Origin of the sequence: Paenibacillus sp. OK076 (assembly GCF_900110055.1) — a bacterium.
Classification (GTDB): Bacteria; Bacillota; Bacilli; order Paenibacillales; family Paenibacillaceae; genus Paenibacillus.
Map to the genome: position 1 here is coordinate 2002555 of NZ_FOCH01000001.1, position 13219 is coordinate 2015773.

At 47.9% G+C, this 13219-nt stretch carries 9 protein-coding genes; 5 read left to right on the plus strand and 4 right to left on the minus strand.

Features of this window, described 5'->3' with window-relative positions; translation table 11 throughout:
- The first annotated feature begins 13 nt into the window (after positions 1 to 13).
- Complete coding sequence (locus tag BMY78_RS09150; RefSeq protein WP_090897022.1) at positions 14 to 5227, plus strand: S-layer homology domain-containing protein; 5214 nt, start codon at positions 14 to 16, stop codon at positions 5225 to 5227.
- Between the two features lie 191 nt (positions 5228 to 5418).
- Here BMY78_RS09150 and BMY78_RS09155 read toward each other — a convergent pair whose 3' ends face one another.
- Positions 5419 to 5979 (minus strand): NAD(P)H oxidoreductase, encoded by a 561-nt coding sequence (locus tag BMY78_RS09155; protein WP_090897025.1) that lies wholly within the window; start codon positions 5977 to 5979, stop codon positions 5419 to 5421.
- Between the two features lie 177 nt (positions 5980 to 6156).
- On the opposite strand from BMY78_RS09155, the gene BMY78_RS09160 reads away from it, so the two are divergent.
- The 4 genes from BMY78_RS09160 (at position 6157) to BMY78_RS09180 (ending at position 11303) form a co-directional block, all read left to right on the plus strand.
- The gene (locus BMY78_RS09160; protein WP_256222027.1) at positions 6157 to 6546 is read left to right on the plus strand and encodes a winged helix-turn-helix transcriptional regulator; all 390 of its coding nucleotides are present in this window, start codon (positions 6157 to 6159) and stop codon (positions 6544 to 6546) included.
- Positions 6547 to 6758: 212 nt separating this feature from the next.
- Positions 6759 to 8600: an assimilatory sulfite reductase (NADPH) flavoprotein subunit gene (locus BMY78_RS09170; RefSeq protein WP_090897031.1), complete on the plus strand. Its 1842-nt coding sequence runs from the start codon at positions 6759 to 6761 to the stop codon at positions 8598 to 8600.
- Between the two features lie 54 nt (positions 8601 to 8654).
- The gene (gene cysI, locus BMY78_RS09175) at positions 8655 to 10376 is read left to right on the plus strand and encodes an assimilatory sulfite reductase (NADPH) hemoprotein subunit (protein WP_090897035.1); all 1722 of its coding nucleotides are present in this window, start codon (positions 8655 to 8657) and stop codon (positions 10374 to 10376) included.
- A gap of 210 nt (positions 10377 to 10586) precedes the next feature.
- Positions 10587 to 11303: a YebC/PmpR family DNA-binding transcriptional regulator gene (locus BMY78_RS09180; protein WP_064640900.1), complete on the plus strand. Its 717-nt coding sequence runs from the start codon at positions 10587 to 10589 to the stop codon at positions 11301 to 11303.
- A gap of 94 nt (positions 11304 to 11397) precedes the next feature.
- Here the strand turns inward: BMY78_RS09180 and BMY78_RS09185 are convergent, their stop codons facing one another.
- From BMY78_RS09185 to BMY78_RS09195, 3 genes are read right to left on the minus strand one after another with little or no spacing between them, the layout of a single operon-like run.
- A complete protein-coding gene (locus tag BMY78_RS09185) occupies positions 11398 to 11883 on the minus strand; it encodes a DMT family transporter (protein ID WP_076291148.1) in 486 nt (161 codons plus the stop codon).
- Between the two features lie 18 nt (positions 11884 to 11901).
- Positions 11902 to 12600 carry a Crp/Fnr family transcriptional regulator gene (locus BMY78_RS09190; RefSeq protein WP_090897041.1) on the minus strand — a complete coding sequence of 233 codons (699 nt, stop codon included), beginning with the start codon at positions 12598 to 12600 and terminating at the stop codon, positions 11902 to 11904.
- 34 nt (positions 12601 to 12634) lie between these two features.
- Positions 12635 to 13060, minus strand: coding sequence for a DMT family transporter (locus BMY78_RS09195; protein WP_024633836.1), 426 nt, complete (start codon positions 13058 to 13060; stop codon positions 12635 to 12637).
- Positions 13061 to 13219: the final 159 nt, after the last annotated feature.

Genomic DNA, 13219 nt, shown 5'->3' on the forward strand with positions numbered 1-13219 from the left:
GAGAGAATGAACATTGGATAAACTCAGGAAACCAATGATATTTATGTTATCTGCAACCCTTGCGCTGTCTTCCGGACCGTTGATGCTGCCGAGTATGGCGTATGCCGATCTGAGCAGTATACCCGCCACGTTGCTTCAGGACGATTTTTCGGATGGGAATTACACGGAATCACCTGCGTGGAACGTAAGCTCAGGCAATTGGGAAGTACTCGCGGACCCGACAGATACGTCCAACACCACGCTTTTCCAGAGTGACACCAATGAAGGCATCATCTCTACTGGAGACTCCATGTCGGACATGACCGTGTCCATGCGCTTTTACTCGGGAGCCGGTCAGGGGTATCCGGGAATATTGCCGCGGTTTCAGGATAAGAACAACTTTTACTATTTTCAAATGCAGGTCCCCAATAATAAACTCGTTTTCTCCAAACGGGTGAACGGAACAGATACTACTTTGAACACGGTGGATTATGCGTTTGCCAAAAATACATGGTACACACTTAAAGTGGTGCTATCAGGTACCACCATTCGCGGGTATATCGCAGAAAACGGCTCCGATCGGTTAGTATTTGATCTGTTCGATACTACATACGGGTCAGGTACCGTAGGCATTCGGAATAAGTGGCAGTCGGTACATGCAGATGACGTGATCATCGCCGAGCAACCGCCTGGGAACGATATTCAGCTCTCTATTGCTGAGCAGACGGCGTCTTCGGTTTCACTGCAATGGTCTGAAATCGCGGGTGCATCAGCCTATCGCCTGTACCGTTCCTCTACGCCTGAAGGCGGTTATTCTCTGGTAACTAGTACCGGATCTTTGGGACACACGGATGTAGGATTAAGCGGGGATACGGTGTATTATTACAAACTCGCTTATGAATACGGAGGTCTAACCGAGTCACTGTGGACTGCTCCGCTGGAAGTTCGGACGACTGCAGCGGCACCACAGGCTCCTGGCGAATTAAAGGCCGAAGCACTCAATGCCACAAGCGTGAAGCTATCTTGGTCCGCCGTGGACAAGTCAACTGGTTATCGCGTGGTTCGGGCCGAAGCTGGCAGTGAGCAATACGAGCAGATCTATGAAGGTAAAGGGCTAACATTCACGGATAATGCACTTGAGCCGGGCACCAGCTACAGCTATCGTGTGACGGCCTTTAATGCAGCTGGTGAGTCAGCTGCCACTGTTGCAGAAGCCACGACATATTCCATTGACTCTCCAGCAGAGTTCGCTGCCACAGCTGTGACGGACACATCAATCTCTCTGGGGTGGAATGTCTTGCCTGGATCTAATGTAACATATAAGCTCTCCAGGTCTACCAGCGCTACGGGTACGTATCAGCAGGTATATAGTGGCAATGAAAGCACGTTTAACGATAGTGGTCTGACGATGGGCACAGGATATTTTTACATGATCCAGGCGACCGTGGACGGTGTGACTTCTCCAGCATCCGCACCGTTGGGTGTTGCCACAGTTCGCACAAGCATTACACCAGGGCAACTGTGGCCAGATCTGGACGGGAAGCCGATCGATGCGCATGGGGCTGGCTTTTTCTATGATGAACAGACGGAGACTTATTACTGGTATGGCGAATATCATAAGGGCGGCTGGCCAGCTGTTGGTGTGCGTGTGTATTCATCGAAGGATCTCATGAATTGGACGGACCGAGGCATGGCTCTAACAACACTTCAATCCATGGATGATTTTGATAATGACCCGTTGATCTCCGAATTGTATGCGGGGCGTGAAGACCGCGTAGATATCTGGGCAGATATCCGCAAAGGACGGATCATTGAACGACCAAAGGTGATCTATAACGACAAAACGAAGAAATACGTGATGTGGGCCCACATGGACGGCGACAAGGACCCCTATAACGATAATGCGAATTACGGTAAGGCGCGGGCTGGCTACGCAATCAGCGACTCTCCAACAGGGCCTTTTGTGTATCAGAAGAGTTACCGGATGGACAGAGCCCCGGAAGGGGAGAAAGATTATTTCCCAAGCGATAAGGGCATGGCCCGTGACATGACGTTGTTCAAGGACGATGACGGTACCGGTTATCTGATCTACTCGAGCGAAGAAAACCTGACGTTATATATCTCCAAACTGAATGAAGACTATAGTGACGTAACAGGGTGGCATAAGGAAGGAAGAACGGATGAAAAAGGCAATCCGGTACGAGATTCCACCTATCAGGCGGAATACGGTGTAGATTACGTGCGTGTGTTCCCGGGAGGGCAACGCGAAGCACCGGCGATGTTTAAGTATCAGGGGAAATATTATATTTTGACTTCCGGGGCTTCCGGCTGGGCCCCTAACGAAAACAAAGTGACGGTGGCGGATAACATTTTTGGCCCGTGGTCAACGCAGACCAATCCGTTCGTGCGTACGTTGCCGAGCGATCCCGATCCAGGCAAGGCATTCGGCACACAGACTACATCCGTCATACCGGTCGATCCGGAAAAAGGCAAGTTCATTTACGTGGGGGATACGTGGAATGGTGGCAATTTCTCGAATGACGCTGCAAAATACGTGTTCTTGCCCATTGAGTTTGGAATAGGCTCCGACATCGCGATCAAGTGGTATAACAGCTGGACACCTGATCTGCTGAATTCGATGGGCAAGGTTGATATTGCTGATCCGTTGCCAGAAGCCGTGGCGTTAGGCAAAGTACCATCCCTGCCAACGATATTGAATGTACACGACGGTGGTGAACTGGTGTCAACGCCAGCCGTATGGACAATTGATAACCGGGTCATGACGACAGAAGATTTTGCTAAGCCAGGACCGCTCACGTTACAGGTAACGACACCGGAATATAACAACAAAAAGCAGGCTGTTCGTGTAAACGTCATTCCGGAGAATACACTATATTTCGTGAATAGCGGAGGTTACGAAACGGCTGATTACAGTCTCATGGGTGCTTATATGAAAGGAACGCTTGCCAACCCGGGAACGGCGGATCAGATGTACGCTCCGGCTGAGGGACGCAATTGGGGTTATGTCAGCGTAGATGCACTGCCATCCGGTTCGAATGGCGGGGATATATTCTCGACTGTGCGTTATCTGAACGGTGGCAATGTCAGCAATTCACCTAAAGGCACGGACTTAACCTATAGATTTGATGTGTCAAACGGAACATACGATGTGTACGCCGGATTCAACGATCCGTGGACCAATGCATCGCGCAAAGCGAACTTCCTTATCAATGGCACCAACACTGGTGCAGTTACTTTTACTCCTGCCAGCGTTAGAGCCCATAAAGGCATCAGCGTGTCGGACAACAAACTGGAGTTGACCGTGCGCAATACGGCATCGCAGGACCCGATGATTAGTTGGATTATGATCGTTAAGCCTGACGCCGTACCACCTGCAAATGATAGTGCTGGCCTTCATGCTGAGACGTTCGATTCAGCGAGCGCAACGCTTCAGTGGGATGCTTATCTTGGTGCAGCAAGCTACAAGATCTACCGCTCAGATCGTGAGCAAGGTGAGTACAAGGTAGTCTATAGCGGCAATGGACGGGAGTACACGGACAGTGAATTGAACCCCGGCACGGAATATTATTACAAAGTGGAAGCTTTGGATGCGACGGGGCAATCCTTGAGAGGTGTATCTTCCGCTTATCAGGTGCACACGGCTCAGCAGAGCGCTGCGGATGTAGCAACAGGGATTACGGCACTGGAACAGCCTTCCGCAGGTGCAAAAAAACTGAAGTTACCATCCGTGCCACAAGGTTTCACGGTGAAGATCGCTTCCAGTTCGGTACCGTCGGTCATTCAAACCGATGGAACGATTGTCCCACCATCTAAGGAAACAACAGTACTACTTGCGTTGGAAATTACTCGAACTTCTGACGACAGTAGTGCCCTGACTGTACCGTTGACGTTGAAGGTGCCGGCATCTGTTCCTTCTCCAGGAGGCCCGGACCCTGGTTCAGGCGGCAATTCCGGTGGAAATCCAGGAAATGGTTCTGGTTCAGGCAACAATGGCGGACAATCAGGAAGTGGTAACCCAAGTGCAGAGAATGCTGTACCACAACCTAAACCGGAGAAAGACCGTTCCGTTCTGGAGTTGCAGGGACAGTCTGACCAGAAGGGTGTAGTGAAGTCTAACGTGGATGTTTCAACGATTAAAGAGGCTTTTCAAGTTGCCCCTTCAACATATGCGGGTCAGCGCTTGGTCGAACTTCGGCTGAAGCCGGTTTCGGGAGCAACGGCATATGAAGTATCTCTGCCTGCCTCTGCGTTAATAGATCAGGGTGAGTCACATGTGTTCAACATTGTTACAGAGCTGGGGATGTTGGAGCTTCCTGCGACACTATTAACGAAGGATATAGTTGGTGATGGGATCGCATCCATCCGATTGGTCAGAACGGAGCTACCAAAAACAGTCGCAGATCAGCTTGGCACGCAATATGGCGTCCAGATTGGACTTCAACTGGATGGTCAATCATGGCCATCGGAAAGCGAGTTGAACCTTCGTCTGCCTTACCAATCATCACAAAATGATCAGCAGGATCGGATTGTAGCATTTGCCATTGGTGCGAACGGTGTGGCAACACCATTGCCGCAAAGTTACTACGATCAAAAAAGCGGGCAGCTTGTATTTTCCGTAACATCACTCACAGGAAATTATGCTGTTGTGCCTGTGGAGCAGACATTCGCAGATCTTGCAGAAGTGCAGTGGGCCAAGAAAGCAATGGAGGCTTTGGCTGTCCGAGGTGTAATTGATGCTGAGGCAAGTGGTGATTCCACGCAGTTGCATCCAAAACAGGAGATGACCCGTGGCCAATACATGCAGTGGTTGATGACTGCGCTGGGTTTGAAAGCATCTTCCGGAAATGCGTTCACTGATGTAAACGAAAAGGCTTCATATTACGAAGCAGTCACAGCTGCGCGTTCGCTAGGTATCACCAGTGGTAAAGGTGACGGGCGCTTCTTGCCAGAGTCCACGATCACTCGTCAGGAGATGATGACATTGACAGTGAGGGCACTTGCGGCGGCTGGACTGGTTGACTCCGAGAAGGCTGGAACAGATAACCTTACTCGTTTCCGTGATGCTTCCGAGATTCGCTCTTATGCCCGGGATAGTGTGGCATTACTTGTGGATCTGGGCATCGCCCACGGGTACAACGATGAGGTGAAACCACTTGCCGAAGCAACCCGAGCCGAATCGGCTACGTTGTTATATGCGATGATGAGCAAACTGGTATGGAAGAAATGATGATACACCAGCATCGTAGCGTGTGAAAAAGAAGGCTTACTTTGACCTGGAACTCAGGTTGGAGTAAGCCTTCTGGATTGTGCGCCGCCATGGGCGATAAGTAATTAACTCAACGAACGAGTAGTTTAATGTCGTTTTAAAGTTGTTATCTGTAGATTCTACGAATTATTATCTGTAATGTCTGCGATTTGTTAATTGTAATGTTTGCCGATTTGGTATGCTTGCTCCAGCAAGCTTTCGATATGTTCTTTGGATTCTGAAATGGTTTCATAGAGAAACTCGACTCGGGATTCCTGCATTCTTGCATAACCCGCGATCCCGTTATTCAGATAATTCGAAATCATATTGTAATAATCGTATTTATGGAATGAAGCTTCCGTTCCTCCAGCTAGTGCAATCCAGAGTGCCTTTTTAGAGTTTGCCTTGTTTAGCAGCCCCATGTTCCATACCTTGTCCAGATAAGCTTTGAGCATGGAAGGAACGTTGTACCACCATACCGGGAAAATAAATACAATGGCATCAGCCGCTAGAACACGATCCAGCTCTTTGCGAATCACAGGGGCATGCTGCTTCTCAGGATTTTGCCAATCTCGCTCATCTTCTACGCTATATAACGGATCGAATCCATCACGATACAGATCAAGGATATCGATTTCGTGGTCATTTTCCTTTAAACCTTCTATAAAACGATTCATCACGGCAAATGTTAGGGAGTCCTGTCTTGGGTGAGTAACAACCAGCTTGATTTTCATGTATGAGTAACCATCCTTTTTCCTTTATTTTTTGGTTTAACGTTCTGACCAATGTTATTATAAGTTTCATGACATCTTTTTGAGAAGTACGCACCTTCGAGTGCTGTAGATACCTTGAGGTTCTTCGGTTACTTTTAATAATGGATATACATATATGTGATTTAAGGGGGATTACGATTGGAACAGGAATTGAAAAAATATGAGAGCGGTGTACAGGCAATGCTGGAACTGGTCGGTGGAAAATGGAGGATTCTTATTCTGCATCAACTGATATCAGGTAAAAAACGAACAAGTGAACTTCGCAGAGCCATCCCTGGCATTACCCAGAAGGTCCTTACCCAGCAGCTGCGTGATCTTGAAAAGAATGAAATCATCCATCGGATTATTCATCCTCAGATTCCGCCCAAGGTAGAGTATGAGCTGACCGAGTATGGCTTAACACTGCAGGCAATCATCGACCGCATCTGTCTGTGGGGAGAGAATCATCTGGACAGAGTATATGGAGATAAAAATAAAGTGCTGGAGAATCATTTTAGCGAATATATTCCGCTGTCGACTTCGAACTAACTGCTCCTAAATTAAAAAAACAACAAAAACCTTCCTGAATCGAGGAGGAGGGTATTTGTTGTTTTTTTGTCCTTTATCAGTGAAACTGATAAATACCATAAAATCATCGAAATTGACCCTTACCATCGGGTATGGTAGGTTCAAGAGAGTAGAAATTAATATGATCATTTTAGTAGGAATTAAAATTGACGTAATGCGCGAGGTGGCAAATGGTGGAACTTCAAGTGACAAACAGCCCTTTTAATCAGGAACAGGTTGAGCTGCTCAATCGCCTTATTCCTACATTGAACGATGGACAGAAAACGTGGCTTAGCGGATATCTGACAGCTATTCAGGGATTTGCGGCAGTAGCTGCACCTGCTGGTGTGGAACAACAGCCTGCATCTTCTGCAGGTACTACTTCTGAAGGCGCACCTGCTGTGGTGTCCAGGGAAGTTACGGTACTCTTTGGATCACAAACCGGGAACTCCAGTGGACTGTCCAAGAAACTGGCGAAAAAGCTGGAAGAGCAGGGTCTTCAGGTGACGCTGTCGTCAATGGGAGATTTCAAACCGAACGGACTGAAAAAAGTAGAAAATCTTCTCATTATTGTCAGCACACATGGAGAAGGCGAACCGCCGGATAATGCAATTCCGCTGCATGAGTTCCTGCATAGCAAACGGGCTCCGAAGCTCGAAGGATTACGTTACTCCGTATTGGCTTTGGGAGATACTTCGTATGAGTTCTTCTGTAAGACAGGAAAGGATTTTGACATTCGTTTGCAAGAGCTTGGAGGAACAGCGCTTGTACCACGTGTGGACTGTGATGTTGATTTTGATGAAGCGGCTGCACAGTGGATGAATGATGTGCTTGCTTCACTCAGCAGCACACCTGCTGCTGCGGGAGCGGTAACCAGTGAAGCGGTTGGAGCGGCAGTAAGCAGCGGTGAATCCGAGTTCAACCGGACGAATCCATTCAAAGCGGAAGTGCTGGAAAATCTCAACCTGAACGGCAGAGGATCGGACCGCGAGACACGTCATATCGAATTGTCTCTGGAAGGTTCCAATCTGGACTACGAGCCGGGCGACAGCCTCGGTGTATTCCCTGAGAATCATCCACGCCTTGTTGATGAGCTGATTGCAGCCATGGAATGGAATGCGGATGAGCGCGTTACGGTGAATAAAAGTGGAGACCAGGTATCTGTACGTGAAGCATTATTGCGTTATTTCGAAATTACTGCTGTTACAAGACCCGTTGTGGAGCAACTGGCAACGCTGAGCCCGGGTAGCGGGTTGCCCGCCCTGCTTGCAGATGATTCGGAATTCCGGAAAGTCATGAACAGCTGTGATTTGCTGGATTTGGTACAGGATTATGGGCTTAAAGGTATTCCGGCTGCAGCGTTCGTAGCTGTGCTTCGCAAAATCCCGGCACGTCTATATTCGATCGCAAGCAGTTCGAAATCTTTCCCGGATGAAGTTCATCTTACCGTTCGTGCAGTACGTTATGAATCACGTGGCAGAGAGCGCTACGGTGTGTGCTCTGTTCATCTAGCTGAACGAGTCGAATTAGGGGATACATTGCCTGTATTCATTCAGCAAAATCCAAACTTCAAACTGCCGGAGAACCCGGATGCTCCAATCATCATGATTGGACCAGGTACAGGTGTAGCTCCGTTCAGATCTTTCCTTGGAGAGCGTGAAGAGACAGGTGCAGAAGGCAAGACGTGGCTGTTCTACGGTGATCAGCATTTCTCCACCGATTTCCTTTATCAGACTGAATGGCAGCGCTGGCTCAAAGACGGCGTTCTTACGAAGATGGATGTCGCTTTTTCCCGTGATGCAGAAGAGAAAGTATATGTGCAGCATCGCATGCTGGAACATAGTAAAGAGCTGTATCAGTGGTTACAGGAAGGCGCAGTTATATATATCTGTGGTGACGAGAAACGAATGGCACATGATGTTCATGCTGCACTGGCAACCATTCTTGAACAAGAGGGTGGCCTGACACCTGAACAGGCAGCGGAATATCTGACACGTTTGCAGCAGGAAAAACGGTATCAGCGGGATGTATATTAATTACAGAGCATATGCCGGATGAGGCATCCCGGAGATACGAGAGGAGAAAGCAGCATGGCTTATAATAACTTACTTAACCCGCAGCGCACGAACAGCGATGTGGAAGATATAAAGATCAAAAGTAACTACTTGCGTGGAAGTCTGACTGAAACGCTGGCGGATCGGATCAGTGGTGCGATTCCTGAGGACGATAACCGTCTGATGAAACATCACGGCAGTTATATGCAAGACGACCGCGACCTGCGTAATGAGCGGAATAAATCCAAGCTGGAGCCTGCGTACCAATTCATGTTGCGTGTGCGTGCTTCCGGAGGAATTGTTACACCCGAACAGTGGTTAATGATGGATCGTGTAGCACATAAATATGCGAATGAAACCATTCGTCTGACGACGCGCCAGTCATTTCAGCTGCATGGTGTGCTTAAATGGGACCTCAAAAATACCATTCGGGAAGTGAACGATTCGTTGCTCAGCACCCTGGCTGCATGTGGTGACGTCAATCGGAACGTCATGTGTAACCCGAATCCGGATCAATCGGATATTCATGCTGAAGTATATGAATGGGCATGCCAGGTGAGTAATCATCTTGATCCACGCACGCGTGCTTACCATGAGCTGTGGCTGGATGGAGAGAAAATTATCGATTCACAGGACACGGATGAAGAAGTAGAACCGATCTACGGCAAAGTGTATTTGCCGCGTAAGTTCAAAATCGGGATTGCCGTTCCGCCATCCAATGATGTAGATGTGTTTTCGCAGGATCTCGGCTTTATCGCTATTGTAGAGAACGGCAAGCTGCAAGGCTTTAACGTATCTGTCGGCGGTGGTATGGGGATGTCTCATGGTGATCCGAAGACGTACCCTCAGGTGTCCAAAGTCATTGGTTTCTGTACACCAGAGCAAATGATTGATGTTGCGGAGAAGACGGTTATGATTCAGCGTGATTATGGGGATCGTGCAGTGCGTAAACATGCTCGCTTCAAATATACAATCGATGACCGCGGCCTCGCCTGGTTCGTGGAAGAACTGACGAGTCGTCTCGGCTGGAAGCTGGATGCGGCGCGTGAGTTCCATTTTGAACATAATGGAGATCGTTACGGTTGGGTGAAAGGCAGCAACGGCAGATGGCACTACACCTTGTTCATTCAAAATGGACGTGTGAAGGATGTGGACGGTTATCCGCTCATGACAGGTCTTCGTGAAATTGCCAAAATCCATACCGGAGATTTCCGTCTGACAGCTAATCAGAATCTCATTATCGGAAACATAAGCAGCCAGAAGAAGAAAAAGATTGAGGCACTGATTGAGCAATACAATCTGACCGATGGTGCTCACTACTCGGCGCTTCGCAGAAGCTCTATGGCTTGTGTGGCGCTTCCGACTTGTGGTCTTGCCATGGCGGAATCCGAACGGTATCTGCCATCACTGATCGACAAGCTGGAGCCTGTACTGGACGAAGCGGGGCTGAGAGACGAAGAGATTGTCATTCGTATGACGGGTTGCCCGAACGGCTGCGCAAGACCGATGCTGGCCGAGATTTCGTTTATCGGCAAAGCTCCGGGAAAATACAATATGTACCTCGGTGGAAGTTTTACCGGTCATCGCTTGAACAAATTGTACAAAGAAAATATTGGCGAAGCCGAAATTTTGGATACATTGACTCCAATGGTGAATCAATATGCCAAAGAGCGCCATGATGGTGAGCATTTTGGAGATTTCGTCATTCGTGCCGGTTATGTGCCTGAAGTGCTGGACGGTCAGCAGTTTCATGCCTAATTAGATGAATTCGTGAAGAGAAGCATTCCCTAGGGAATTGCTTCTTTGGCGTTTTTGGATCGTTTCCCTTTGGGATTTCTGAACGTGGCAAGGTGAGATCGACTTGCCTTTTACCATTTTTTCGTGAGTCTAAACTTGTTGAAGTACGCCCAACAAGATATAATGACTAGGTAGAAAGCAGATTATATGTTGAAAGTGAGCGGAAACGATATGGGTCGTAAGTGGAATAATATTAAAGAAAAAAAAGCTTCAAAAGATGCAAATACAAGCCGGGTCTATGCTAAATTCGGCGTTGAGATTTATGTAGCTGCCAAGAAGGGCGAACCGGACCCGGAAGCGAACCGCGCACTGAAAGTCGTGCTGGAACGTGCCAAAACGTATAACGTACCCAAAGCCATTATTGACCGTGCCATGGAAAAGGCAAAAGGCAGCGGGGACGAAAATTATGAAGAGTTGCGTTATGAAGGATTCGGGCCCAATGGTGCCATGGTTATCGTGGATGCCCTCACGAATAATGTGAACCGTACTGCACCCGAAGTACGCTCTGCATTTAACAAAAACGCGGGCAACATGGGTGTGAGTGGTTCAGTTGCTTATATGTTTGATCCTACAGCGGTAATCGGGGTAGAAGGCAAAAACTCCGAGGAAGTACTGGAACTTCTGCTTGAAGCAGATGTGGATGTACGTGATATCGTGGACGAAGACGATGCTGTGATCGTATATGCAGAACCGGATCAATTCCACGCTGTACAGGAAGCATTTAAAGCTGCCGGTGTTACTGAATTTACCGTAGCCGAGCTGACGATGCTGGCGCAAAATCATATTGAACTTCCAGAGGATGCACAAGCCCAGTTCGAGAAACTGATCGATGCGCTTGAAGACCTTGAAGATGTTCAGCAAGTGTACCACAACGTAGAGTTCGTTTAAGCGAACTAAACGAATTAAGCGGAACGTGATTCGATTGCCAAAAAGAGTGTCTAGCCAATCTACGGATTGGACAGACACTCTTTTTATTGTTCTCCTATGAATCGGATTGCAATGCACCAGGAGATTTTTTCGATTTTGCCGATTTGCTACCGCCAAACTTGAATAACACAATACCGCCAACGATGACAAGAACGCCCAGAAGCTGGTTCCACGAGAATGGGATCTGCTCCAGTCCAAGCCATCCCATGGAATCAAACAGCAAGGCGAAACTTAACTGGGATGTAAGTACGATAGAGATCGCAAATGTGGGACCAAGCAGCTTCATCCCCTGAACGAGACAGAAGACCACCCCAACACCGATGGCTCCACTAAGCCAGTACCAGGGCTGCATATGTTGGAAGCTAAACGTATTTTTGCCCTCCACCATTAGAGAAATCAGAAACGATGCAATAAACCCGGTGAACAGCACCATCGTTGTTGTGGACCACGAGCCGGTACGTTCATTTACCTTACTATTAAAGATGGTCTGCAGACTGACAAGAGAACCTGCCAGTAACGCTAGCAAAATACCTGTAATGATCATAGGATAGAGATCTCCTTATTCATAGATGTTGTGACCCGCCACTTCTGCCAGACCTGCCCGATCTTTGACCATAATAAAGCCCTGATCCCGCATAATTAATCCATCTGCACACAGCTTCTGAATCACCCGATTCAAATGCCGATAACTCGTACCAATCAGATTCGCGATATCTGTCAAATTAAAGGCGTCCAGTTCTTCGTGGACAACAGTCCCCGCTTCTTCGGTAGAGATGGAGAGCAGATAGCTGGCCAATCGAACCTCGACCGGATACATCAGGTTGAAGTTGGAGAAGTTCGAATCAATATAAAACTTGTGGGAAATAATTTTGAGCAGAAATTTCAACAGGGGTGCGTAATCGCTGGCAAGTTCAGCTAACCATTGATAATGAATGCGCAGCATTACGACAGGAGAGACCGCCTGTACGGTGTTCACAATGTTGCTCTCCCGAACGTACTCGATATCACCAACCACCTCAAGCGGTGTTTTGAAGCAAAGAACGAGTGTTTTATCCTGTGGTGAGGTTGTGAAAATTTTGACTTTCCCCTCAACCAGCACATATAAATATTCGGATGTTTCGCCTTCACGGCAGATCAATTCGCACTTCTCGAAGTGGCATAACGTCATATGCGGACGCAGGGGCTCGTGAAATACCGATTCGAGATGATACTGTTTTAAATAGTGCAGCAATTGATGCTCATTCTGAAATTCTTCCATAATATATTTCACCCCCGACTTTATACTCGACCAGCTACAGCTTCATAATAATGACGCCCGTAACCATTAGTGCGATACCCAGAAATTGCGGTAGTTTCATTTTCTGCTTCACGACACCGAACCATCCGTTACTGTCGACCAGAAAGGTCAGGAATAGCTGTGCAATCAACAAGGCGGAGATCGTAAAAGTTACCCCAATTTGCTGGATAGCCGTGACTTCGCTAAAAATAATTACTGCACCAAACGCGCCTCCTGCCAAGTACATGGGCTTGACTTGCTTCAATCCTTGCAGGTTGATGTCCCGCACGAATACAAGGATCAGAGCCGCCAGAATGAACCCAGTGAGTTGGGTAATGGTTGCGGCTTGCCAGGTTCCCATGTCCGTACTGATTCGGGTATTGGCAACCCCTTGCAGGGTAATGCATGCACCGCCTAATAGTGCAAAAATAATTCCTCTCATGGTTGTACTCTCCTTGTCGCGTCATTACTTCTTCGATTTCTATTAAATGATATATCCACTCAAAAAGCCAAGGACAAATGTCCTCAGCTCAGAAGTCATAGCATTTAGAGTACAATAAACCCTCCGCAAAATCCAGTCAGAACCCAGGATGGCTCGTCA